Origin of the sequence: Psychrobacillus sp. OK032 (assembly GCF_900111345.1) — a bacterium.
Classification (GTDB): Bacteria; Bacillota; Bacilli; order Bacillales_A; family Planococcaceae; genus Psychrobacillus.
The window spans coordinates 382856-407929 of record NZ_FOGY01000001.1 but is presented as its reverse complement, the minus strand read 5'-3'; the positions used below and the strand labels follow the sequence as shown (position 1 = coordinate 407929).

The window sequence follows — 25074 nt, the reverse complement described above, 5'->3', positions numbered from 1 at the left end:
GTAACAATGGAAGGGGAGTTCATCTTGACAACAGAAACAAACAACAAAGTATTAACACGTGAGGAAGTAGAGGAGCATCTAACTTGGAGATTAGAAGACATTTTTCCTTCGAATGAAGCTTGGGAAAAAGAGTTCCAGGATGTAGCAAAACTAGCTGAGAAAGCAGCAACATTTCAAGGGACGATTTCAAATGGTGCGAATGCTTTGTTAGAAGTACTAACTTATCGTGATGAACTTACAGGACGACTACGTAAGTTATATACGTATGCACATATGCGTTCTGACCAAAATACTGCAAATAGCACTTATCAAGCGATGGACAGCCGTATTAAATCATTGTATGTAACAGTTTCTACGGAACTATCATTTTTAGTACCGGAAATTTTATCACTAGATGAGTCCACTCTTTCTACCTATTTGTCTGAAAACAGTGATTTGCAATTGTACCGTCAACTTTTAGAGGAAGTTAATCTAGAGCGTCCACATGTACTTCCAAAAGAGCAAGAAGCATTACTTGCACAGTTTTCAGAAGTAGCAGGTTCGCCGTCTGATACTTTTGGCAAGTTAAACAATGCAGATTTAGAATTTCCAACCATCAAAGATGAGGATGGCAATGAAGTGCAACTCACACATGGACGATATACACGCTTCTTAGAAAGCGAAGATGGTCATGTACGAGAAGCTGCATTTAAAGCTATGTATGATACGTATGGCAAGTTCCGTAATACATTTGCATCGACTTTAGCTGGTAATGTAAAAGGGGATAATGTAAACGCTAAAATTAGAAAATACGCATCTGCTCGGGAAGCGGCTATGTCTGGAAATCATATTCCTGAAAGCGTCTATGATAATTTAGTTGGAACGGTCAATAAAAACGTTCATCTGCTCCATAAATATGTTAGCTTACGAAAAAAAGTACTTGGACTAGATGAGCTGCATATGTGGGATTTATACACGCCACTAGTAAAAGAATTGAAAATGGAATATACGTATGAAGAAGCTTGCGATGCAATGTTAAAAAGCTTTGCACCACTTGGAGAGGAATATGTATCCATCGTGAAGCAAGGATTAGAAAATCGCTGGGTAGATGTTGTAGAAACGAAAGGAAAGCGCTCTGGAGCGTACTCTTCTGGAACGTACGGTACAAACCCATACATTTTAATGAACTGGCAAAATAACGTGAATAACTTGTTTACATTAGCGCATGAATTTGGCCATAGTATTCATAGTTACTACACTCGCGCAAACCAGCCGTATGTTTATGGTGATTATTCCATTTTTGTTGCAGAAGTAGCATCTACTTGTAACGAGGCATTACTGAATGATTATTTATTAAAAACAATTGATGATCCTAAAAAACGCATTTACTTGCTGAATCATTGGTTAGAAGGATTCCGTGGAACTGTTTTCCGTCAAACAATGTTCGCAGAGTTTGAGCATATTATCCATAAGCTGGATCAAGACGGAGAAGCATTAACAGCAGATAAGTTAACGGAAGAATATTATAAACTAAATCAAAAATACTTTGGCGATGATATCGTCATCGACGAGCAAATTGGGTTAGAATGGGCGAGAATTCCTCATTTCTACTACAACTACTATGTATACCAATATGCAACTGGTTTAAGTGCTGCTACCGCATTAAGCAATCAAATTTTGACAGAAGGTAATCCAGCCGTTGACCGTTATATCAATGAATTCCTAAAAGCGGGTTGCTCGGATTACCCGATTGAAGTTTTGAAGAAAGCTGGCGTAGATATGAACACGGCTGCTCCAATTGAAGAAGCATGTCGCGTATTTGAAGAAAAACTAAATGAATTAGAACAATTGCTGCTAGCGGAATAGAATAAGTAGAAGAAGGCTAAACTGGAGTTTACTCAGTTTGGCTTTTTTTGTGCTAAATGAATTGATCATAAATCCACGGTGTACGCCGAAAATAAAGGTGCGATACGAGCATATAATGGCATCTATCCGCGAATAATCGCATATTTTAACCAAACAATAGAGGTAAGACGTCTAATGTATGACGAATTTGTGAAAGTAAGAGCTAATATATTGTATTTCTTTAAATGGCATGATAAAGTAAGAGTGTGAAATAAATCACAAGATAACATACACCCCTTTGTTTGAACGTGAACATTTCTCCCATCCCCTTTGTAAAACGAAAACACCCTTTCCTAACTGAGGAAAGGGTGTTTTCTATTAGCAAAAAAGAAAAGCTCCTCATCCACGACGGATGAGGAGCTTTTCTTAATTATTTTTCAATCGCCATATGATAACGTCTGGCAATACTAATCTCTCTACTTCTTGAAGTAAAAGAAGTTTTTTCAGTTCCCGTTCTGCTTGTTGTTCGGAAATATTATAATAGCTAGCAATTTCGTTTGTCGTAAGTGAATGGAATCGATCAAAAAGCTTTTCGAGAGCTGGCGGATGTTGTACTTCCGGTTTTTCATATAGCATTTCTTGTAATATTTGAACATAAATTTCATAAGGATAAATGCCTGAAACTTTTATTCCTTCATCTTCTATATTTTCATTAAAAAATACGATACTTGGGAATGTAGTGACATCCATTTCAGAAGTGATGGATAGATCACTTTGGAAAGAACGTGCACATTCTTTTGATTGGAAATCTTTTGTGAACTCTGCTACATCAATGTTAACCTTACTTGCTATTTCTTGCAAAACAGAGAGAGAAGTAACATTCTTTGTTTTAATGAAAAGGTATTCTTGTATTTTATTGAAAAAACGAAGAGCGGCCTTTTTCCCTTGAAACTCTGCAGCCTTTACTGCAATAGAAGGGAATACGGTGTGCTCTACATCCGGGAACTCGCATTGGATCTGCTTTTTTTCTTCCTTTGACGTTTTGCAAACAGTATTTAAATTATTCAACTGTGTACTAAGTACTGTTCTAATCGTAAAATACTGGCCATATTGAACTTGCAATTTCCGAATAATCGGTTGCATTTCCCAACAAGCTGAGCAAAGAGGGTCTAGAAATACGTACATTTCAAGTGGCTTGTTTAGTAAAGGAGATGTAATCGGTTCAGTCGGAATGAGTATTCTTGTCACTATTGTTCCTCCTCATGACTCATTTGATTGACCATGTGGTTGGCAGTAAGCTCAAGTCTTCTATAGAAAGTTTCACGCATTTTACCTTCAAGACCAACAGTATCCATTGCTGCTCTCATGCAAGAAAGCCAAGCTGCTGCTCTTTCAGGTGTTATTGGAAAAGGATTATGACGCATTTTCATCATTGGATGTCCATGCTCTTCTGTATATAAATTGGGACCACCAAGATATTGTGTTAGAAATTGTTTTTGTTTTCTAGCGGTCTCTGTTAAATCATCTGGAAAAATAGGCTTTAGCATTGGATGTTTTGCAACATTACTGTAAAACGTATCGACAAGCTGGGATAGTTTTTCTGCTCCGATCTCATCGTAAGGAAGTATTGGTTTCTGTGTCATTATTAGTTACTCCTTTGTTTTAGCACTAATATCATTCTATCAATCCCAAAGAATTATCTCAAATAATTAGACTGCCAGATAAAAAACGACCTAATAAAAGGTCGCCAGGATATTATGCTTGGTAATAGTTTAATACTTTTTGAACATAATTCTGTGTTTCTTTATATGGAGGGATTCCACCATGTTTTTTTACTGCTCCGGGTCCTGCATTGTAAGCAGCTAGTGCTATTTCTGTGTCATCATTAAACTGATCGAGCATTTGGCGTAAGTATTTTGCACCGCCCATTACATTTTGCTCGGGGTCGAAAATATTGACCACCCCCAAGTATTTTGCTGTTCCTGGCATCAATTGCATTAATCCCGATGCACCTGCAGAACTTCGTGCAGAAGGATTAAAATTGGATTCTTGTTTAATGACAGATGAAATAAGCTTTTCTGGCACATTATGTGTTTCTGCAGCACGTTTAATAATGTCATTAAAATCCGAGGTATTCAACTTGTCTAAAGGTGTATAATGGGCAATTGCATTCAGTAAATCTTCATTTTGATCTACAAGGTTTGAAGGCATAAAAACAGGGGAATTGCCATTATAGTACAATGAATTCCCATTATCCGAAGCTGCATTATTTTCACCGCTTTGTAGTACCTGTCCTAACATTTCAGAAAATAAGGAAGTAGGTGAATTGTTTAGCGAACTTTGTACACTACCAAGCGTCTGCATTGCATTTATTTCCATGAGTGTTTTTAGGGATTGAATATCCATTAGGTATCAACCTCAACCTTTCAACGAATTGTTATATTTCATAAGACGAGCAATTTTTTTGTCAGTAGTTCGGAGTGGAATATGGTTTTCTTCCAATAATTGAAGAAAAACTTTCTGCCCATTTTCGACGTCTCCACATTCATATTCTACCTCAAAATCTTCTATCCTACTATAAAAGGAGTGATCCAAAAAAAGGATTCCCTTATTGTACGCGATTTGTGCTCGATCTGTTTGCATACTGCCAATACATGTTAATGGACCTTTATCTTTAATTTGCTCCAAAAATGAGACTGAAGGGAAGCGTGTTTCGTTAATGATAGCATCTCGTTCTTCATTTGATAAAGTTACCGTTTTTTCTTCCATTACATGTTCTTGTACTGGTGTTTTTAAAGTTAATTCATTACGGTTTGGTAAAACGCGTAATCGAAACCCCATTTTCTTTTCTTTAAAATAGTTTTCTGGTGTGTCGAAATAATAATTTGTTTGTGTTTGGAAATCAGTAGATGTTAAGCCCAAAAAGGAAACTAATGAATGAAATTCTTCTTTTGTTAGTAAGTTTTTAAATTCGATTTCTCTCTCAGATTGCACAATTACACGACCTTTCTTATTATTTATATTATAGACGGTTTGCAATGAGTTTCAATATGTTAAAATAGTGAAAGAATGGACAGAAAGGAAAGATTAATTTTGCCTATTACTTATAACGTGCACAGTGGAGTGCAATTAGAAAATGATATTCGTTTTACATTAGAGGTAATACCGAACCAACCAACTATAAAAGCGGGAGAACGTATGATTACCGATTCCGATTCATTGTCTTTTGTGTATTTACTAGAAGATGAAGAAGGGTATCATTATGTAAAGTTCGGACAAGATGTATGGCCATTATTAGTTAATACGTTAAAAGCAGAAGATGAACCTACATTACAATATGGAAATATTGAGCTAACTTTACATAAGTTTAAAGAAGAACTGGAAATGCTTATTTTTAATATTGAAGGCAATGATAACTACGGTGTCGAATTTTCCAAAGCGGTAGAAGAAGCGTTTGAGGAAATATTAAAAGCATGAGTGAAGTGTAGGTGAGTTTATGGGTCAATGGGAACGTTTTTTAGAGCCTTACAAGCAAGCAGTTTCCGAGTTAAAAGTGAAGTTAAAAGGAATGCGCACACAATATGAAATTGAAAATACAAACTCGCCAATAGAATTTGTTACGGGACGTGTAAAGCCGCTTGCGAGTATTTATGACAAGTCGCTTATTAAAGGAATTTCATTCGAACCTTCTGAGACGTTAGCAAAGGAAATTCCCGATATTGCTGGCCTTCGTATGATGTGTCAATTTGTCGATGACATTGAACATGTGGTAGAACTTTTGCGCGCAAGAAAAGATATTAAAGTGGTAGAAGAACGGGATTATATCTCTAATAAAAAGCAAAGCGGATATAGGTCTTATCATGTAATTATTGATTATCCAGTTCAAACAATACATGGGGAAATTCATATTTTAGCGGAGATCCAAATTCGAACGTTGGCGATGAACTTTTGGGCGTCCATTGAACATTCGCTGAATTATAAGTATAAAGGGATTTTCCCAGAGGAGATTAAAAAACGGTTGCAGTATGCAGCGGAAGCAGCTTTTCGTTTAGATGAGGAAATGTCTTTAATACGCGGTGAAATACAAGATGCCCAGAAATATTTTAGTGAAAATAAAGAGCTATCTACGCCGAGAATTCATGAAAGCCATAAAGAAGAAAGGGGGCGCGCGCGATGAAATTTTTTATTCAATCACGAAATGATGATTTATCCAATCACTTAATGGAAAAGGCTAAAAAGTATTTAGTTGATTTTGGTTTATTATTAGATGAAGAAAACCCTGATATTGTTTTGTCGATAGGAGGAGATGGAACGTTATTACATGCTTTTCACAAATATAAGCATTTAACAAGTTCTGTTGCTTTCGTTGGTATTCATACGGGGCACCTAGGTTTTTATGCAGATTGGAAACCAGTGGAAATCGAAAAGCTTGTCATTAGCATTGCACAAAAAGAGTTCGAAGTCATTGAATATCCTCTTCTAGAAGTGACGATTAACTATCAGCATGAAGAGGATAGTTCAGTGTATCTTGCTGTCAATGAATCAACTGTAAAATCTCCAGATGTGACATTAGTGATGGATGTGGAGTTAAATGGCAAGCCTTTCGAAAGATTTAGAGGAGACGGACTATGCATGTCTACACCATCTGGAAGTACAGCCTACAATAAAGCACTAGGTGGGGCAATCGTACATCCTTCTTTGGAAGCGATGCAACTTGCGGAAATTGCTTCTATTAATAATCGAGTATTCCGAACAGTCGGCTCATCACTAGTTTTACCTAAGCATCATTCTTGTTTATTGAAGCCAGTAAAAGGACCAGATTTTATGGTAACCATTGATCATTTACAATTATTGCATAAAGACGTGCAATCGATTAAGTACCGAGTAGCCGATGAAAAAATTCGTTTTGCAAGGTTCAGATCGTTTCCATTTTGGCAACGGGTACACGACTCGTTCATTGATAGTGACCTACAAAAATGATCAATCATCAAATAACGTTGTCTTTTGAAATAAAAGAACATCAATTGTTACTTCGAGATGCTATTAAACAGTATGGTATTTCAAAAAAAGCATTGACTAGTATTAAATATGAAGGCGGCAAGATACTTGTTAACGGGGAAGAAAAAACGGTTAGACATATATTGACAGTTGGCGACAAAGTGACGATTATTTTTCCAGTAGAGAAGAAGAGTGAAGGATTAATTGCCGAAAAAGGTGAATTCCCAATTCTATTCGAAGATGAGCATATATTAATATTTTCGAAAGAAGCGGGACTTAGTACCATTCCTTCTCGCGAGCATCCAAATGGAACTATTGCGAATTTCGTTGCGGGCTATTTAGAGGAAAGCGGACTTTCTGCAACCGTTCATATTGTAACAAGATTAGATAAAGACACATCTGGTGTGATATGTGTGGCGAAACATCGACATGCCCATCACCTATTAAGCGAAATGCAAAAAGCCGGTACGATTTCAAGGAACTATGAAGCAATTGTTCATGGATTTGTAAAAGAAGATGTGTTTGTAATCGATGCTCCTATCGGTCGCAAAGACGGCAGTATTATTGAGCGTTTTATATCTCCTGAAGGAAAAACAGCTAAAACATCTGTACAAGTTTTAAATAGGTTTCATTTGCATGGAGAAGAACTTACCCATGTCCGGTTAAAGTTGCATACCGGACGAACGCATCAAATCCGCGTACATATGATGTCAATCGGCCATCCTTTAATAGGAGACGATTTATATGGTGGTAGTCTAAGATTCATAAGTAGACAAGCCTTACATGCAAGAGAGCTTTCATTGAAACATCCATTTTCAGGGGAAACATTTAAAATCGTATCTCCTTTTCCAAAAGATATGGAGGATATTATTCCAACAAAAACCACTAAATAAACCTGTGTATCAGGAGAATTTAGTGGTTTTGCCCTTTAGTATAGGAATAATCTTGATTAAGTGTCCACTATGATTTCCGCTACAGGCGGAAAGCGTCCGCCCTGCAGCGGAAATCCTAGTGGTCACCTAATAGAGCCACTTTAGTGCGCATTATTTCTATTGATGCAGTATATTGTTTTAGTTTTAGAATGATTTCCCGGGGAATAATACAAGGGGAGCCTTCACTGTTTTTTTAGGTAAAAGAGGTTGCTTATTGGTTTTTAAGCTCATACAATGAGAGAGGAACATTGGAAGGAGGGAAAAGTGTGAAAGAGGAAATGAATCAACTAGAATTAGAAGAGTCAAACTTAATTGATTTCTTAAGTAATGATTTAATGGATGAATTTAGAGAAGAATTTATGCAGCTACATCCTTACGATCAATCGCTATTTTTTGAAAAGGTGGAGCCAGAAATACGAAAGAAAATCTTTCACTACCTATCTCCTCAAGAAATGGCCGAGCTGTTTGAAGCGACGAAATTTGAAGAAGAACAATATGACTATTACTTAAATGAAATGGATAAAACTTATGCAGCAGACATGCTTTCTTATATGTACGCTGATAATGCTGTAGATGTATTAAATGAATTAGGAAAAGATCAAGTCGCTAGTTATTTAAGTATAATGGATGTAGAATCTGCCCAAGAAATTAAAGATCTTCTCCATTATGAGGAATATACAGCTGGATCAATTATGACAACGGAATATGTTGCCATTCCGGAAACTTCGACTTGTCGTTCTGCAATGACGATACTAAGAAACGAAGCACCAAAAGCTGAAACCATTTATTATTTATTTGTAGTAAGTGAGGATCATCAATTAACTGGAGTTATTTCCCTTCGTGATTTAATCATTGCAGATGAAGATACGCTTATTAAAGATATTATGAACGAACGCGTCGTTAGCGTATTAGTAAGTGCTGATCAGGAAGAAGTAGCACATATGATTAAAGACTATAATTTCTTAGCGGTACCGGTAGTTGATTTTGAACAACATCTACTAGGCATTGTCACGGTCGATGATATTATCGACGTATTAGATGAAGAGGCATCGGACGATTACTCCAAACTTGCCGGCGTTTCCGATATGGATACATTTGACAAAAATTCATTTCAAGCCGCCAAAAAAAGGTTGCCATGGCTTATTATTTTATTGTTTTTAGGAATGATGACAGCAAGTTTGATGAGTGTGTTTACGGAAACTTTAGAGAAAGTTGCATTGCTCGCAGTTTTCATACCATTAATATCTGGGACTGCTGGGAATAGTGGTACACAGGCATTGGCTGTTGCGATAAGAGGAATTGCGACAGGGGATATTGAGAAGCAAAGTAAAATGAAGCTGCTTGCTAGAGAGGCTGGGACTGGATTAACTACAGGACTATTATGCGGAATTCTTGTAGTAGGTATTGTCTTCTTTTGGAAGCATGATCTATTAATAGGGTTATTAGTTGGAGCAGCAATTTTTGTTTCTATTTTTGTTGCGACAATCTGTGGTTCATTTATTCCTTTATTGATACAGCGTATGAAAGTTGACCCTGCTGTTGCATCCGGTCCCTTTATCACAACAATTAATGATGTCATTAGTATACTAATATATCTTGGGCTTGCGACTGTATTTATCTCTTCTTTGTAGGCCACTTTCACATTATTTTAGCTAAATGCATAAAGTAAAGAAAAAAGGATGTGTCTGTGAACGCTTATAATGATCCTTTAATCTATATACAAGGTCCACCGGTTTTCCATCTTCCGCCTCGAGAAAAGGCGGATATTCAAATGGAAGAGCAAGTGATTGATCAAGAACAAGAACAAGAACAAGAACAAGAACAAGAGCAAGTGGAAGAGGAAAGTACTTCTATTTATGAGCCACGTACAAGTATGACGGATAAGACATTCGCTATTTTAGAAAAGTTGAAATTTTTAGCTAAACCGTTCCAGCGAAAAGTATATCGTCCATTAGTGTTTCATTTTGAAGATGGGTCTTTTCTTCAAGGTGAAGTGGAAAAAGTGGAGGATGAGCTAGTTACTTTTTTGGTTGGAGCAGGAGAACTGATGACGTATCGTGTCGATCAAGTAGATAGAATTATTTGGCGTGGAGTAGAAATGAAATAAATGAACAAACTATCCTTCAAAAGGGTAGTTTTTTTATGTTTTAGGATTTTTACATCAATGTTATATGGATTAGTAATGCACCATGCCGATTTAGTATCGGATTTATTTATATGAAGAGGATTATCCAATAAATGGTGCGCAACAGGAGAAGGTTTGTCGTGTTCAGTGGGGTGTTTGTCGCTTTCGAGATGGGCTTTGTCGTGTTCGAAGTTTAGTTTGTCACGTTCGCAGTGTATTTTGTCTCGTTCAACCATTTACTGGATATTGTACATGGATGCTAATTAGTCAGCAAGTTCCACTGATTGAAGCGAAAAAGAGTCCGCCATGTAGTGGAAATCCTAGCGGTAAATTCCTTACGCATTATTCCTAGCTTGTGGAATGCACTTAGTCATTGTTTTATGTATAAATTTAACCTACAAAACCGTCCGGGATTAGCCCGAACGGAATAGACACTACTATGATGAAACGATCAGTCACATACATTTAAAAATACATCTGCTACACATTCAATTGCACAGAAACAATTTAAATCTACTGTAATACAGCTACCTGTCAATCTAAAATTACGTACCTTACAAAGTTTTCTTAAGTCAATTTTTGTACCTTCTTCATTCAATAAATCAACTTCACGTCTTTGTGCATCAAGTGGTTCTAAAACGCGTAACGTTGCACAGCACCCGTCAAAAATATCTTCCACACGGAAGAAGACAGAAATGCAATCATTATCGCAGTTATCTGTGTCACGGAAAAATGCTTTAAAAGGATCGCCATCCTTCGTTAACAACATGAAAACTCGTGTGTCCGCGCGATGACGAGCAGCAGGACTAACAAGACCTCCAAGTGGTTCTAAAAAACAGTTTGTAGGACATTGCGGGCATTCATCATTCGTCGCTGCATCTTGAATGTCTTTAATTGCACGAACAACATCACAAACACAACCTCTATCATGTCTTGTAACATCAGTTACGTCTTCATTTCTTCCACAACCCATTGAGTTTCACCTCCTTTTTATCTCTCTCTAATCTATGTAGGTTCTTTCTAATGGGTAGGGCATATATCTCGCAAGCATTTGTATATTTCATTTTCGCGCGAGCATACTAACACGAAAAGGAGCAAGTATCTAATGAAAAAAATATTGTATATTTCCCTTGTGTTGCTGCTCTTAACAGCCTGTTCAAATGAAAGAGAAGAGGCTATTTATCCTGCAGAGGAAGCTCCACAACTGGAGGAAATACTAAACAAGCAAGATACGATAAATGGTTATAGAAGTGTATTGAATGACGAGGATATCCTCGTCGCTATCGATATCAAAAGAATGAAACGGTTTAACAAAGAAAAAATAGAAAAAAATCTTAAGAAACAATTAGAAGAAAAATTTCCCGATAAAGAAATATTAGTCACTGGTGATTTGAAAGTAAGATGGGAATTAGAAAAAGTAATGGACAATCAATTGAATACAGAAAAATTATCCGAAACAATTGAAGAAATAAAATCACTTTCAAAGGAAGAGACCTAATGGATCAAAAACAATTCGATAAAATTGTCGATAAACAAACGCCAAAGGCACCACTTTTTGTTAATATGTTAAAAGCATTTTTAGTCGGCGGGATTATATGTACGGTCGGGCAGCTCATCACCTTTTTTTATATCCGATTTTTTCCATTTACTGAACGTACTGCAGCTAATCCAACGGTAGCAACTATGGTGTTTATAGCTATGATATTAACTGGCACGGGCTTATATAAAAAGATATCCCAGTTTGGTGGGGCCGGTTCTGCAGTACCTGTAACAGGATTTGGGAATGCAGTTATTTCCGCATCTATTGAACATAAATCAGAAGGATATGTACTAGGTATTGGAGGTAATATGTTCAAACTTGCTGGTTCTGTCATTGTATTTGGAGTCCTTTCTGCTTTTTTTGTAGCTCTGATTAAAACAATTTTAGTGAAAATGGGAGTGGTCTCATGGTAAATGCGTTTGGGACAATTCAATTTAAGGAAATGCCAAGTATAGCAAGCACAGGGGTAGTTGTGGGCCCGGTAGAAAAAGAGAGCTTTTTTGCAGATTCATTTGATGAAATATTAGAACTTGAGAATGAAAAAGAAGAATCGTATGAGCAAGCAAACTCTCGTTTCATCGAGAAGGCTTGTACGATAGCAGTTCAACAAGGTCGTGAACAGATGGAGAACATCGATGTATTCATTGGTGGTGATTTGATCAATCAGTTATCTCCGACAAATTTTGCAGCAAGAAAATTAGCTATACCGTTTTTAGGGGTTTTTTCGGCCTGTGCAAGCTCGATGGAGTCGTTAATACTTGGTAGCCTTCTCTTAGAATCCGGAAATGCTAAATCGATTTTAGCTGGAGCCTCTAGTCATCATCCGGCAACGGAAAGACAGTTTAGATACCCAATTGAATACGGAGCCCAGAAACCTGGGAGTGCACAGTGGACAGTAACAGCAGCGGGCTTTGCTCTTCTCCAAAAGCATGCAAAAAATGCGCCAATTATTACACATGCGACGATTGGTAGAGTAGTGGATGGCGGGCAAAAAAATCCTTTACATATGGGAGCTGCAATGGCACCAGCAGCAAGAGATACAATAGAAAGACATTTAAAAAATACAAATAGTAGCATGGCGGATTATGACGTTATTATGACTGGTGATTTAGGAAAAATAGGGTTAAATATTTTAAAAGAGATGTTTCAAGATGAAGATAGTGGTGTCATTTTACAAGATGCTGGTGCTCAATTTTATGGAGAAAATTCTTTTTTTAACTCAGGAGCAAGCGGTGCTGGTTGTTCTGCTGCAGTATTTTTTAGCTATATGTATGACCAGTTAAAAAATGGTGTATTTAGCAGGGTGCTTCTCGTTGCAACTGGGGCATTGTTATCGCCATTAACTTTTCAACAAGGCGAAACTATTCCTTGTATTGCTCATGCCATTGAATGCCGTATGGAGAAGAGGGGATAACATGATTACATCATTAATTACTTCGTTTATAGTCGGTGGTCTAATTTGTGTAATTGGTCAAATATTAATGGATGGATTTAAATTGACTCCAGCACATACATTAAGCACATTAGTTGTTAGTGGTTCGATTTTAGATGGAATTGGGTTATACGAGCCATTAATCGATTTTGCTGGAGCGGGTGCTACCATACCTATTACATCGTTTGGAAACTCGTTAACCCATGGTGCACTAGCTGAAGCGGAAAAACACGGGCTAATCGGCGTATTAACTGGAATGTTCGAAGTAACAAGTTCAGGTATAAGTGCTGCAATATTATTTGGTGTGATTGGTGCATTTATTTTTCAAAAACGGAATACGACCTACTAGTTGAAGCGCCCTTTTCTTTGTACCCTCTTTGCATATAGTAAGTTGAAGAGGAGAGGAGGGAAAGGATATGTACGACTGCTGTGGTGGAGGATATCCCGGCTATTCTGGAGGATACGGCGGATATGGTGGACATAGAAGTTCTACATTTGTATTAATCGTTGTTTTATTCATCTTATTAATTATTGTCGGCGCTAGCTTTCTCCCTTAATTCTAGATAATCAAACTGTGAGGGGGAGAAGAAGAAGTGCAAAATTCATTTTTTAAAGCAATTGAAAATAAAACTGGAGTATCTATGGAAGATCTTTTTACGCTTGCCAATGCCATCTCATATGCTGATTTTACGGATGAAAAACAAGTGCGTAAAATAGTAAAAAAAGTTGGCAGGTTAGCAAATAAACCGGTATCTAAAGAACTAGAAGATGAACTAACGAAGTCCATATTGCAAAGTGGAAACTCGTTAAGTTTAAAGGATATAGAAAAGCTTTTATAGAACTCTATAAAAGCTGATTAGTTAAAGCCTCAGGAATATGAGCCATATTTCACCCGACTAGCTGGTGAAAATATAGGTTCAAATTCCTGGGGCAAAATTGTTTGAAGCATATTATTTTGGGGTATGCAATATACATAAAGATGGAGGTGGAGAAGATGGGCTATATTATTCCAATCAGTCCGATACAATCTCAGATTTATGCCAATCGGATGTTAATGGATAATTATAATTTTGCATATATTAATAATGTGGATAGCGTCAAGATGAAGTCAAGCTTTGAAGAGCATTTTGAAGAACATTTTGAAGAACAAATATTAGAAGACGATAAAGAAAAGCAAGTAATGGAACAAAAAGAACAAATGGATGTACCATTGTATAAAAGCTTCATTCAACCGAACCCCATTAATTTATCACCAATAATTGCAGAAATCAGTGGAAAAGGGAATAATATAAACCGTTACATTTGATGAAAATGCCGATATGTATGCAGGCATTTTCTTTTTTTTATTTTCGATCAATTCGTTCATTCAAATATAAAAAAGAAAAAATCTGTAGGAAGGCTTGAACTATAATTCAAAACTAGGCATTTGACCACTTCGAACTATCCCGGGATACATATAGATATTAGGATACTACAAAAGGAGGTTTGAAAATTTATGAATAAGAAGATGTTACTTTCACTTATCGATAAAGAAGTAAAAGTAGATAGAGGTGGACCAGAGTCCCGTGTAGGTAAGCTTCTTTCTGTACAAGAAGATCACTTTACGTTGCTTACTGCTGATGATGGAGTTATTTATTATAATACACAACATATTAAAAGCTTAACTATTAATACAAAGAATCAGGCGCAATTGGGAATTGAGATTCCGAGAAAATTTGAGTACATTACAGCAGATGACTTCAAAGGTGTTTTGGGAAAACTAGCGCTACGATGGGTAAAAATTAATCGTGGTGGACCAGAAACACTGGAAGGTGTAATGGACTATGTCGATGACGATTATATTACAATCGTGTCGAACGAAGAAATTGTTCGGATCTCATTGTTCCATATTCGAAACATTAGCTACGGAGTAAAACTTGAAGTACCAAAAGATGCAAATGCAAAGGCAAATGCTAATGCATCAGCAAACAATCAAGCAAAAGAAAAAAGTAGTAACAGTAAAAAAGATAGTGAATAAATAGCTGATGCATTCGTCGCTCCTGTTATTCAGAAGCGACGAATATTCTATGAAGGAGGCGCTCTCAAATTGCGAGAGAAAAATATGAAAACAGTATTAAGCTCCCTTATGAATATGAAAATTGGTTTATATCTAGAAAACAGCCAATTTATAGAAGGTGTTCTACTAAGTGTTAAACGTGATCACCTAGCCGTTGATGTAGACGGAAAAGTATGTTATTTCACACTAGAACATATTCAAGCTATATCGAATAATGCGAAAGAGTTTCGTATATTACCGAAACACAATAGACATCTAAATAGCTATGATTTAATAGGAGTCTTGAAGGATTTTAAATACAATTGGGTAACTATTAATAGTATGAGTGATCAGGAATTATTCGGAGTACTAAGCAATATTTTTGAAGACTTTATAATTGTAATTAATCATCAGGAGCTACACTATATAGCTAAATCACATATATCGAATATTCATAAGGGAACATTCGAGAAGGAGAAAAACATAACAGGAAGTAATAAAGAGTTAAATGTAGAAAAAGCAACGACAAATATGAATATAAATAAAAATACGGAGAAAACGACAGAAATCAGAAAAGAAAACACGACACAAGACGTTGTTTCTAGTTTGATCGAAGAAATAAACGAACTAGATGATTCAAAGGAAGAAGTAGAAAAGTATTTGCCCGAGGAACAAATTGTGTCAGTTCTTAAAGATAAAACAAATATTAATGAATCAGAAAAATCAAATGAAGACGCTAATTTGAATGTAATTAAACACCTTTTAGAACTTCTTAATTCAATTGGCCAATCTAAAATTATAGAGAACTCTACAGAAGTTAGTAAAGAAATAACGATACAAGAAGTTATTTCTAGTTTAATCAAAGAAATAAACGAAATGGATGACTCAAAGGAAGAAGTAGAGAAATATTCGCTCCAAATGGATCAAGAGAATTTACTGAGTGCGAATAACGAGTTCGAACAACTTATCGAAACAAATAGTGAGGAAACTATACAGGAAACAACAGCTCAAAAGATTAAACCGATTCACGCTACACTAGAAGAAACAATAGAAGTACGTGCACATGTGGACGAAGTAGTAGATTCGATTACTAATGAAATAAAAGTAGAGCAAAACATCCAAACAGAACCCCCAATAAGAAAAAACGAAAAAAGAATACTTCTAACACCCTGGAGTAAAATGAATTACGACCAAAATACAATTGCTATTCCTCCCAAAAAAACTAAAGAAAGTTCAAATAATATAAAACCACCATTAAAGAAAACTCAGCCATTGTTAGAGGAAGAGCAAAATTCTCCTGCAACAAACGAAGCCCCTGTAATAGAAGAAATAAATGTTTTAATGGAAACGCAAGAACCTACTGTACTAGTTAGCCCACAAACAACTGTAACAGTACTAGACCCCCGGGAGAGAAAAGCGATACTACAGAAGCAATACTATGCACTGATGCGACATGCAGAACAAAATTCTACCAATTTCGAACACCAACTTGCAACAAATAAATCCTTTCATCTTTCCCCTTTAGAGAATGAAACAAACAATGATGAGGAATTTAATAAAACCCGCATGCAAGAACGAAAAAAAGGTGAAAAAGCGATGTTAGAGAAACAATTCAATTCTTTAATGAGGCATGCAGCGAAGATGTATCGTCAATTGCGGGACTATTAAAAAATGAAAAAGGCCTTTTTCCATTATTAAATTAGTGATAAAAATTGCAAGGAGAGGTGCACTTGAATAAAACTATTCAAAGTCTTATCAAGGAACTTGTTAAAATAGAAGTTTCAGGGAAAAAATTGATTAATGGAACGGTGATTGATTTAGGTAGCGATATGCTTGTACTTTTTAATGGCACAAATTATATGTACATCCCTTTCGAGCATATTCATAACTTCGAAGTGGATCAAAACAATGAAGAGGAAATCCAGGGTCCTACGGAAGACCCAAGTATAAAAGCTTTAGGAAATCAACAAGAGTTATCGTTTAAAGAAACACTTGAAATTGCAATTGGAAAGTATTTAGAAATCTATGTGACAGACAATCAACCTCTGCATGGTCAAATAACAAGTGTTCAGGACGATTATTTCGTATTTTATTCCCCAATCTATAAAACGATGTATATTCCAATAGCTCATCTAAAATGGCTAATTCCATATGTTCAAAATGAAAGTCTTTATGGACTAAATGAAAAAAATAGAATAATACGATCTAATAGTGAATTACTGGCGAAAACCTTTAAAAAGCAAATTGAAAAGTTTATCCATAGAATCGTCGTATTAAATATTGGCGGTGTAAAAAGTCATAATGGAAAAATAAATAATTTAAATGAACAAGTATTGGAAATGCAAAAAGCAAGAGCAAATACTCAATACCTAAATATAGATCATATAAAAACCCTTCATTTAGTGTAACCAAAACGTAAAAATAGCAACTGCAAGAAGTGTGAAATAAGGCATACTTCTTGCAGTTGCTATTTATGTTCTTTCAAGAAATTCCAATGCCTTATGGACATACATCTCAATTCGAACAACTTCAGCAGAATATACATACATAGAATGGACAAATAAAAAAGGAGAGGAAATGGTACATGTATGAGTTTACAGATAGGAATCGCCAGTTTGGTGTTCCTCGCGACTATGTTAGTCATTTTTTGGAGGCCTAGAGGGCTGAATGAGGCATGGCCAGCATCAATTGGCGCAGTGATTATTTTACTTGCTGGAATTGTATCTCAAGCAGATATTATGGATATCATCAATAAAATCGGTGGTGCTTCCATAACAATTATGGCAACGATTGTAATGGCTGTGATATTAGAAAGTTTCGGTTTTTTCAACTGGGCAGCTGCAAGACTTGCGAATTTAGCGAAAGGTTCTGGTTACCGCCTATATTGGTATATTCAATTGCTTTGTTTTTTGATGACATTATTATTTAATAATGACGGAAGTATTTTAATAACAACTCCCATTTTAATCCTACTACTTCATAATCTCCGTCTAAAGCCGCATCAACAACTTCCGTATTTATTAAGCGGTGCACTTATTGCAACAGCTTCAAGTGCTCCTATTGGCGTAAGTAATATTGTTAACTTGATAGCTTTAAATATTGTGGAAATGTCTCTTTGGATGCACACTGCAATGATGTTTGTTCCCGCTACATTAGGATTGTTGTTTATGTCATACTTGATGTACATCGTTGTAAAGAAAAAACTACCAAAAACATTGCCAGATGCCGCAATAGATATTGAGGAACATTTTTTTACGAAAAATTTCCACCCTTTAAAAATGAAGACCTCAATAGAAACGAAACAGAAACGAACAAAATTTATGCTGAAGATATTGCTATTTGTTTTTACTATGCGTGTTCTACTTTTCGTAGCATCATATATCAACGTCCCTATTGAATTTGTAGCAGTATTTGGATCCTTTGTCCTGCTAATGTGGAGATGGTATCAATTAGGTACGAACCCATTGGATATATTGAAGAAGACACCTTGGCATATTCTAATATTTGCTTTCTCTATGTACGTGATTATATACGGTTTGCATAATGTCGGCTTAACCAACTTATTAGTACAATGGTTTGAACCTATCGTCAATCAAGGTCTGTTCCAAGCAAGTTTTATAATGGGCGGCTTAGTATCCGTACTTTCCAACTTGTTTAATAACCATCCGGCTTTAATGGTTGGAACGATTACATTAACGGAAATGGGATTAAATCCAATCACATTAAAAACAATTTATCTTGCAAACATTATTGGAAGTGATATGGGGTCATTATTGTTACCAATTGGAACGCTCGCTTCGCTAATTTGGATGTCTATCTTAAGGAACAATAAGATAAAAGTCACTTGGAAAGATTATTTAAGTGTATCAATCATTGTTATCCCAATTTCCACAATCGTAACATTGACACTGTTATTTTTCTGGGTACAGTTGGTTTTTGCCAATTAAGCTACAGTTTTTAGGAAATGTATTCACTATAGAGAATCGATCAAGTTGACCGCTATGATTCGCACAGGTGATGGATCAATTATTCACAAAGTTTGATCGATTCACCATTTCCGCTCCTAGTTATATACAACAGTATTCACTTGGGGTTATTTTCCTGAAATCCATCTATATTAAATAGGGCGTAGGAATATTTCCAACAAGAAACGTTCCTGCTCATCTATTAGTTGTTTAAATGTATAAAAGAATCCATCATCAAAAACGTCTTTTTCCGCTTATGAATTCAAAAAAGATAAGAGGATTTCAAGATGCAATTAATTATGGATCCTTTTAAATTTAGAGCTGTTTAATTTGCTTATATAAAACATAAATTCCCTAGTTTCAACATCTTGTGTTTTGTGTCAGTCCTAGTATGTATATGTTAAGCTCGAAAGAAATGATACAAAACTACTTGTACTTTTTCAGCAAAATAAAAAGTGGAATGATGCATCATTATTGCATTCCACTCAGACTGTAGACCAAACCCAATTTTGGGTGCATAGAGTTGTATATCAAATTCGGCAAGGTCAACCACTTCGCTTTCCGTGGGCTTGGCTTCAGCCTCCTCAGGCCAACACGATGTTGGTCACGAAGGCGTTGCCACACGATGTGGCGTTCTTAGCCTTTGTTCCTTTGTCCGTTCCTGCGGGGTCTTCTGCTCAAGCTGTTCCCACAGGAGTCTTCGTGGTGGTCCTTGCCTTATAAACACTTCCTTATAGATATCCACTATCTTTACTTTTAATAGTGTAAAGCAACTACTTTAGGAAGATTTATTAATTTAGATAACCGTTCTTAAAAATACTTTTTCATCTAAACAAGAAGTGGAATGCATGTTTATTGCATTCCACTTTTATCAGTCAAACTATAAACTTTTATCCATCGCACGATGCGGAATTCCTGCTTCTAAAAATTCAGGAGAAGTAATCGTATATTGTCTTTTTTCATAAAATGGAATAGCATAGCTTTGTGCATTTAACTTCAGCTTTTGAAAACCATTTGAAAAAGCATAATCTTCCATACATTGCATCATTAAATTGCCAAAACTTTTACCTCTGTACTCAGGTAAAATGCAAACACGTTCTACTTTACCGATAGATGGTTCAGTCAAACGAATACGACCTGCACCAACAGGAAATTCTCCATCATACGCTACAAAATGAACTGCATCTGCATCATATTCGTCTAATTCCAGATGGAGTGGTACATCTTGTTCTTCTACAAAGACTTTACGTCGAACGACTATTGCATCTTCGTATTCTTTTTCTGTTTCTACTTTCTTAGCGATAACCAATACTTATTCAGCTCCAGACAATCTAAATGTTTCGTAAACGGTCCAAGAACCATCTTCTAGTTGATATAATAAATGAATGCGATCGATTTGTTCTTCAAATTCTGCCCCAATCATTTTTAATTGTGGATAAATATCATCGTGCTCACTAGCATTCAATTTTTGTGCAATTGTAATATGTGGAACAAATGCATAGTTTTCTTCGGCATTAAATCCAATTGCATTTAAATCTTTGTGTAACGACATTAATTCCTCTGTTGGTTCTACCTTAAAGTAAATAGCATTTGTAACAGGAGCAAATGAACTTACTTTAGACGTTTTTAACGTAAACGGTTTATGTTCTTTTGCAATGAGGGTTATATTTTCTGCAATTTCCTTGATTTCGTTCTCGTTTGCTTCGAATACTCCTTTAACCGTCATATGCGGTGTGATTAGTGCATAATGAGGGTCATAACGCTTTCTATAAGAGTTTGCGAAGTCCTGTACTTTTTTGGATGGGAAAGCAACAATACCGTATTTCATTTTTCATTACCTCCTCGAAGTTTTAATATTTCACATAATCAGTATAACAAAAAATTATTTATAAGCCGAAATTGTTTTGAAGTGATCTTTTCATATCTGGCTGCCAGAGTTTCCAAGTATGGTCTCCATCTAATTCGTCATAAAACGTGGAAAATCCTTTTTTTATTATTAAATTATGCAACTTTCTATTTTGGGTGACGAAATCGGTTAATAAGCCGTCTCCTGTTTTAACAGCGATCTCATCTTTACCGAAGACGTGATAAAGAGAAAAGGCATGTACTTCTTTATGATTTTCGACTTGAGATAATACATACTCATTTACGAGCGGAGAGTGTAAAATAACTTTTCCGAATGTATTCGGGTATTGAAGCGCTGTTAGCAAAGATACAGTTGCAGCAAGAGAATCACCAATTAATGCACGTCCCATTCCAATTTGATAAGTAGGATAGTTTGCGTCTATGTACGGAATAAGTTCCTGTGCTAAAAATCGAATATATGCCTGGTGCTTTTCACCATCAGGATGATACTTTTCTCTTCGGTCTTTTACATTCTTGTAAGGAACACCAATAATAATTAGGTTTTCTATTTCTTTGTTCTCATATAATTCATCTGCTACTCGCGTAATACGCCCTAACTGAAAATAATCTTTCCCATCGTTTGCGATAAGTATAGAATATTTAAATAGTGGGGAATAATTGGGTGGTAAGTAAATAAGTAATTGCATATCTTCTTGCAATGCATCGCTAAAAAGCGTTACGTCTTGTACAACTCCTCTGTTCATATATATCCTCCTACAAGTAATCATGTTGTATAGAAATTGTAACATATACATGAACAGAGGTATAATAAACATCCATCACATGAAACGTTTAGTAAGACAATTTGCTTGCATAGTAGATGATAAAAAGTTCGAAAAAATTAACCAAAGGGGGCAGTTTAATTGGATAGACAGACGTCAAGAATACATTCAAGAGCAGTGGAAAAGGCTGCAAATGATGCATTATTACGAAGAGGTGTAACAATTGAAGAAATTGCCAAAATCGTTTATGAAATGCAAACACCTTACAATAAAGGGTTAACAATCGAACACTGTGTGGAATCGGTCAAAAGTGTTTTGAAAAAAAGAGAAATGCAACATGCTATTTTAGTGGGTGTCGAATTAGATGAGCTTGCAGAGAAAAAGATGTTATCCGCTCCATTACAACAAATAGTAGAAGCAGACGAAGGACTATTTGGTGTAGATGAAACAATTGCCCTAGGAGCGGTATTTACGTATGGAAGTATAGCCGTTACTACTTTTGGTCATTTAGATAAAAATAAAATAGGAATTATATCGAAGCTTGATACGAAAATAGGGATTGGAGTGCACACTTTTTTAGACGACCTAGTATGTAGTGTTGCTGCAAGTGCGGCTTCTCGTCTAGCACACCGAACGAGAGATTTAGAAGAAGCAAATGAAACATTTGAAGATATAAAACCAGAAGAAACTGCCCCTGAATCGAAAATAAAAGATGTCAGAACATAATTAAATTGCTGAAAAATCCCGAGTTGCCTCTTAAAGCGACTTGGGATTTTATATTTCCTGCCTAAGAAAGGGTTAATATAAATGATTTTGGGGATTATACAATTATTCTCCTGATTTTTTAAAGCCAGCTTTCATCGCTTCTCCTTCTGTACAAAACCAATCTTCCGGCTTCGTCTCCTCATAATATTTACCGCTCGGAATATGATAAATTTTCTTACCTTGTCGATTAATATTCCCTTTTATTAGACATTTTCCATTTTTTTCAGAGTCGACGTTTTGATTATTTAGGACAGCAGTGTCGAACCCTCTATCAGTTACATAGCCAGTTGTTTCCCAGACACCAATCTTTTTGTATTTCGCTAATTCTGCTGCTTGTTCAAATGCATCAATGTATTTTGTATTGGGAGGGAAGACGTACGCGACACGGGCTAACCCTTCTTCTAAAAGTGTTTCTTGGACACTGACGCCATCGACATAAATATAGGCTAGCATTCGATTATAATCATCCACCCGATCTCCCACATCAAATTCTATTGAGACATCTCCGCTATTTAGCAATTGTTTATTGCGGGATTTCGCTTCATCTCCGTATGGCTGTTTTCCAAGCGTTTGATGATACATTTCGGGTGTGTCTATTAGTAAATAACGGATAGTTTCAACATTTCCTTTATAATTTACTTTAATCGTATCGCCGTCTATGACATCTATCACTTCGACAGGAATTGTACCAGAAATTTGTGTATTCTCGTTTGAGGAAATTTCTTCACAACCGAATAACATACATAGACATATGAGTAAAATTATTTTTTTCATCCTAATCACCATGAATAAGTTTAGCATATACAATAGCAGAGAAAAATGATTAAAAAAACCAGCTTTTTCTTTGAAGAAAAAGCTGATTTTATGTAGAAAGTTTATTCAATTATTACTCTCCGTTTCGTCTAGGTCTTCCTTAAAATATAAAAATGCTTCCTCGTCTAATTCTGATAACCGTTCTTTGTTAATCCCCAACTCAAATGCACCAGTAAAAATAGGTTCCCACCATGTAGCTGTTTCTGTCATGTTCATTTCCTCCTTTAGTTTCCTTTTATCCATTTGATAAGTATATACCCTGATCAGTTTCACCGATAAACTAAATATCTGAAAGATGAATCAAATTTCACGCACCAAAAAGTAAGGCTTATTGACTAATGGAGTGGGATTTAAAAAAGAATTTCTCTCTACATTAAGAGTATTCCACATTATTTGTTTCTCATGTATCGTCAAAAAAAGAAGTTTAAATGCATAAATAAACATGTAATATTCTTTCCCATTCGAGAAACAAGTAGTATGATTCTCTAAAAGGAAGTTATACTTTTAGGAGATGTTTGCGTGTTTTTTACTGAACTACAATTAGATAAAATAATAAAAGAACATCAAGCTTTTTTTGATACTGGGATTACCAAATCAACTAAATTTAGAATTGAACAATTAATGATATTAAAAAAAACGATAAAAAAATATGAAAAAGATGTCATACAGGCACTTTACCGAGACCTTAGAAAAAGTGAGTTTGAAGCCTACACAACAGAAATTGGTTTAGTGTACGATAATATTGCATATATGGTAAAACATTTGGACAAGTGGATGGAGCCAAAACAAGTAAAAACTCCACTTGCACTAATGCCTTCCAAAAGTTTTATCATGCATGATCCATATGGAACGGTTTTAATTATTGCACCGTTTAATTATCCATTCCAATTAGTAATGGAGCCATTGCTCGGGGCAATAGCTGGAGGAAACTGTGCAGTGATAAAACCTTCTGAATTGACGCCACATACAACAAAAATAATACAAAAAATAATTTCAGAAACGTTTGACCCTCGCTATATTAGAGCAATGGAAGGAGAGAAAGAGGAGACTTCTCTGCTCATCCATGCTCCATTTGATTTTATCTTTTTTACTGGAAGTGTAAAAGTGGGGAAATTGGTCATGAAAGCCGCTGCTGAAAGACTCACGCCAATTGCACTCGAACTGGGTGGTAAAAGCCCAGTAATTGTCGATCACACAGCTAACTTAGAAGTAGCGGCAAAGAGAATTATTTGGGGGAAATTCGTAAATGCTGGTCAAACTTGTATTGCCCCTGATTATGTAGTAGTAGAAGAAACTGTGAAAGAAAAATTTATTGAGCTTTTAAAACAAACAATTGTACAGTTTTATGGGAAAATGATTCAAGATAGCCCGGACCTTGGTAGAATTGTCAATACAAATCATTTTGACCGTTTGAAAACGATTTTAGAACGAGAGAAAGATCAAATTATTTTTGGTGGAAAAACAGACAGTACGGATTTATATATAGAACCAACTTTACTTGCAGGAATAGATTTCTCAAGTCCTTCTATGGAGGATGAGATATTTGGTCCCATATTACCCATTATAAGTTATACTGATCTGCCTGCAATAATTCGTCGAATTCGTAAATTGCCAAAACCGCTTGCTGCATACATATTTAGTGAGAATGAACGCGCACAACAATATTTCTTGGAAGAATTTTCGTTCGGTGGAGGTTGTATAAATGATACGATTTCACATGCAGGAAGTGCATATTTACCGTTTGGAGGCGTAGGTAATTCTGGGGTTCAAGCATATCACGGTGAGGCCAGCTTTACTTTATTCACACATCAAAAGTCTATTATAAAAAAGAGTACAAAGTTACCTGTGAATATAGTGTTTCCTCCTTATAAAAATAAAGTGAAGTTAGTGCGCACTCTATTGAAATAATAAGAGAAACGTCCACAATGTCATAACTTTGTAGCTATATTAGGATCGAAGTTTCACTTTTACCAATTGATGACTTTTTGGTACCATAGAAGGATGAATAGGAGGAAATA

30 protein-coding genes are annotated in these 25074 nt (G+C 35.8%); 20 read left to right on the top strand and 10 right to left on the bottom strand.

What is annotated here, in order from left to right; genetic code table 11:
* The first annotated feature begins 24 nt into the window (after positions 1-24).
* Complete coding sequence (gene pepF / locus BMZ04_RS02000) at positions 25-1845, top strand: oligoendopeptidase F (RefSeq protein WP_255367755.1); 1821 nt, start codon at positions 25-27, stop codon at positions 1843-1845.
* A gap of 405 nt (positions 1846-2250) precedes the next feature.
* Here pepF and BMZ04_RS01995 read toward each other — a convergent pair whose 3' ends face one another.
* The 4 genes from BMZ04_RS01995 to BMZ04_RS01980 form a co-directional block, all read right to left on the bottom strand.
* Positions 2251-3072: a ClpXP adapter SpxH family protein gene (locus BMZ04_RS01995; RefSeq protein ID WP_255367754.1), complete on the bottom strand. Its 822-nt coding sequence runs from the start codon at positions 3070-3072 to the stop codon at positions 2251-2253.
* Positions 3072-3467 (bottom strand): globin domain-containing protein, encoded by a 396-nt coding sequence (locus BMZ04_RS01990; RefSeq protein WP_093264458.1) that lies wholly within the window; start codon positions 3465-3467, stop codon positions 3072-3074. Before BMZ04_RS01990 ends, BMZ04_RS01995 begins: the two co-directional genes overlap by 1 nt.
* A 112-nt stretch (positions 3468-3579) precedes the next feature.
* Positions 3580-4230, bottom strand: coding sequence for a lytic transglycosylase domain-containing protein (locus BMZ04_RS01985; protein ID WP_093264455.1), 651 nt, complete (start codon positions 4228-4230; stop codon positions 3580-3582).
* Positions 4231-4242: 12 nt separating this feature from the next.
* On the bottom strand, positions 4243-4818 hold the full coding sequence (locus BMZ04_RS01980) for a CYTH domain-containing protein (RefSeq protein WP_177184282.1): 576 nt from the start codon (positions 4816-4818) through the stop codon (positions 4243-4245).
* 99 nt (positions 4819-4917) lie between these two features.
* On the opposite strand from BMZ04_RS01980, the gene BMZ04_RS01975 reads away from it, so the two are divergent.
* The 6 genes from BMZ04_RS01975 to BMZ04_RS01950 all read left to right on the top strand — a co-directional run bounded on the left by BMZ04_RS01975 (position 4918) and on the right by BMZ04_RS01950 (position 9861).
* Positions 4918-5301, top strand: a complete 384-nt coding sequence (locus BMZ04_RS01975; RefSeq protein ID WP_093264447.1) for a UPF0738 family protein — start codon at positions 4918-4920, stop codon at positions 5299-5301.
* 19 nt (positions 5302-5320) lie between these two features.
* Positions 5321-6001: a GTP diphosphokinase gene (locus BMZ04_RS01970; RefSeq protein WP_093264443.1), complete on the top strand. Its 681-nt coding sequence runs from the start codon at positions 5321-5323 to the stop codon at positions 5999-6001.
* Entirely contained in the window at positions 5998-6804 is an 807-nt protein-coding gene (locus tag BMZ04_RS01965; RefSeq protein ID WP_093264439.1) for an NAD kinase, read from the top strand. The genes BMZ04_RS01970 and BMZ04_RS01965 overlap by 4 nt, the downstream gene beginning before the upstream one ends.
* On the top strand, positions 6801-7715 hold the full coding sequence (locus BMZ04_RS01960; protein WP_093264434.1) for an RluA family pseudouridine synthase: 915 nt from the start codon (positions 6801-6803) through the stop codon (positions 7713-7715). Before BMZ04_RS01965 ends, BMZ04_RS01960 begins: the two co-directional genes overlap by 4 nt.
* Positions 7716-8032: 317 nt before the next feature.
* On the top strand, positions 8033-9385 hold the full coding sequence (gene mgtE, locus BMZ04_RS01955; RefSeq protein WP_093265450.1) for a magnesium transporter: 1353 nt from the start codon (positions 8033-8035) through the stop codon (positions 9383-9385).
* Positions 9386-9441: 56 nt separating this feature from the next.
* The gene (locus tag BMZ04_RS01950) at positions 9442-9861 is read left to right on the top strand and encodes a hypothetical protein (RefSeq protein ID WP_093264429.1); all 420 of its coding nucleotides are present in this window, start codon (positions 9442-9444) and stop codon (positions 9859-9861) included.
* A 469-nt stretch (positions 9862-10330) separates the two neighbouring features.
* Here BMZ04_RS01950 and BMZ04_RS01945 read toward each other — a convergent pair whose 3' ends face one another.
* Positions 10331-10852, bottom strand: a complete 522-nt coding sequence (locus tag BMZ04_RS01945) for a CotY/CotZ family spore coat protein (RefSeq protein WP_093264425.1) — start codon at positions 10850-10852, stop codon at positions 10331-10333.
* Positions 10853-10984: 132 nt separating this feature from the next.
* Between BMZ04_RS01945 and BMZ04_RS01940 the strand changes: the two genes are divergently transcribed.
* From BMZ04_RS01940 to BMZ04_RS01890, 11 genes are all read left to right on the top strand, one after another.
* The gene (locus BMZ04_RS01940; RefSeq protein WP_093264421.1) at positions 10985-11377 is read left to right on the top strand and encodes a YhcN/YlaJ family sporulation lipoprotein; all 393 of its coding nucleotides are present in this window, start codon (positions 10985-10987) and stop codon (positions 11375-11377) included.
* A complete protein-coding gene (spoVAC, locus tag BMZ04_RS01935) occupies positions 11377-11832 on the top strand; it encodes a stage V sporulation protein AC (RefSeq protein WP_093264411.1) in 456 nt (151 codons plus the stop codon). Before BMZ04_RS01940 ends, spoVAC begins: the two co-directional genes overlap by 1 nt.
* The gene (locus tag BMZ04_RS01930) at positions 11826-12833 is read left to right on the top strand and encodes a beta-ketoacyl-[acyl-carrier-protein] synthase family protein (RefSeq protein ID WP_093264405.1); all 1008 of its coding nucleotides are present in this window, start codon (positions 11826-11828) and stop codon (positions 12831-12833) included. The genes spoVAC and BMZ04_RS01930 overlap by 7 nt, the downstream gene beginning before the upstream one ends.
* Before the next feature lies 1 nt (position 12834).
* Positions 12835-13200, top strand: coding sequence for a stage V sporulation protein AE (gene spoVAE, locus BMZ04_RS01925; RefSeq protein WP_093264398.1), 366 nt, complete (start codon positions 12835-12837; stop codon positions 13198-13200).
* Positions 13201-13267: 67 nt separating this feature from the next.
* The gene (locus BMZ04_RS01920) at positions 13268-13408 is read left to right on the top strand and encodes a YjcZ family sporulation protein (RefSeq protein ID WP_093264393.1); all 141 of its coding nucleotides are present in this window, start codon (positions 13268-13270) and stop codon (positions 13406-13408) included.
* Positions 13409-13444: 36 nt separating this feature from the next.
* Entirely contained in the window at positions 13445-13690 is a 246-nt protein-coding gene (locus BMZ04_RS01915) for a stage VI sporulation protein F (RefSeq protein ID WP_093264390.1), read from the top strand.
* 155 nt (positions 13691-13845) lie between these two features.
* Positions 13846-14157 carry a hypothetical protein gene (locus BMZ04_RS01910; protein ID WP_093264384.1) on the top strand — a complete coding sequence of 104 codons (312 nt, stop codon included), beginning with the start codon at positions 13846-13848 and terminating at the stop codon, positions 14155-14157.
* Between the two features lie 189 nt (positions 14158-14346).
* On the top strand, positions 14347-14868 hold the full coding sequence (locus BMZ04_RS01905) for a hypothetical protein (RefSeq protein ID WP_177184281.1): 522 nt from the start codon (positions 14347-14349) through the stop codon (positions 14866-14868).
* A gap of 69 nt (positions 14869-14937) precedes the next feature.
* On the top strand, positions 14938-16554 hold the full coding sequence (locus BMZ04_RS01900; RefSeq protein WP_093264381.1) for a ring-infected erythrocyte surface antigen domain-containing protein: 1617 nt from the start codon (positions 14938-14940) through the stop codon (positions 16552-16554).
* A gap of 62 nt (positions 16555-16616) precedes the next feature.
* Positions 16617-17294, top strand: a complete 678-nt coding sequence (locus tag BMZ04_RS01895; RefSeq protein ID WP_093264377.1) for a hypothetical protein — start codon at positions 16617-16619, stop codon at positions 17292-17294.
* Positions 17295-17474: 180 nt separating this feature from the next.
* Positions 17475-18833 (top strand): arsenic transporter, encoded by a 1359-nt coding sequence (locus BMZ04_RS01890; RefSeq protein WP_093264373.1) that lies wholly within the window; start codon positions 17475-17477, stop codon positions 18831-18833.
* An 898-nt stretch (positions 18834-19731) separates the two neighbouring features.
* On the opposite strand, the gene BMZ04_RS01885 is transcribed toward BMZ04_RS01890, so the two are convergent.
* The 3 genes from BMZ04_RS01885 to BMZ04_RS01875 are packed head-to-tail and all read right to left on the bottom strand — an operon-like array spanning position 19732 to position 21460.
* A complete protein-coding gene (locus BMZ04_RS01885; RefSeq protein WP_093264368.1) occupies positions 19732-20160 on the bottom strand; it encodes a GNAT family N-acetyltransferase in 429 nt (142 codons plus the stop codon).
* 3 nt (positions 20161-20163) lie between these two features.
* A complete protein-coding gene (locus BMZ04_RS01880; RefSeq protein WP_093264364.1) occupies positions 20164-20679 on the bottom strand; it encodes a YjcG family protein in 516 nt (171 codons plus the stop codon).
* A 58-nt stretch (positions 20680-20737) separates the two neighbouring features.
* Complete coding sequence (locus BMZ04_RS01875; RefSeq protein ID WP_093264360.1) at positions 20738-21460, bottom strand: alpha/beta hydrolase; 723 nt, start codon at positions 21458-21460, stop codon at positions 20738-20740.
* Between the two features lie 159 nt (positions 21461-21619).
* Between BMZ04_RS01875 and BMZ04_RS01870 the strand changes: the two genes are divergently transcribed.
* Positions 21620-22204, top strand: coding sequence for a phosphatidylglycerophosphatase A family protein (locus tag BMZ04_RS01870; protein ID WP_093264356.1), 585 nt, complete (start codon positions 21620-21622; stop codon positions 22202-22204).
* A gap of 102 nt (positions 22205-22306) precedes the next feature.
* On the opposite strand, the gene BMZ04_RS01865 is transcribed toward BMZ04_RS01870, so the two are convergent.
* Both BMZ04_RS01865 and BMZ04_RS22170 read right to left on the bottom strand, forming a co-directional pair.
* Entirely contained in the window at positions 22307-23017 is a 711-nt protein-coding gene (locus tag BMZ04_RS01865; RefSeq protein ID WP_093264352.1) for a thermonuclease family protein, read from the bottom strand.
* A 105-nt stretch (positions 23018-23122) separates the two neighbouring features.
* Positions 23123-23266 (bottom strand): hypothetical protein, encoded by a 144-nt coding sequence (locus BMZ04_RS22170; RefSeq protein ID WP_177184280.1) that lies wholly within the window; start codon positions 23264-23266, stop codon positions 23123-23125.
* 309 nt (positions 23267-23575) lie between these two features.
* On the opposite strand from BMZ04_RS22170, the gene BMZ04_RS01860 reads away from it, so the two are divergent.
* On the top strand, positions 23576-24964 hold the full coding sequence (locus BMZ04_RS01860; protein WP_093264349.1) for an aldehyde dehydrogenase: 1389 nt from the start codon (positions 23576-23578) through the stop codon (positions 24962-24964).
* Positions 24965-25074: the final 110 nt, after the last annotated feature.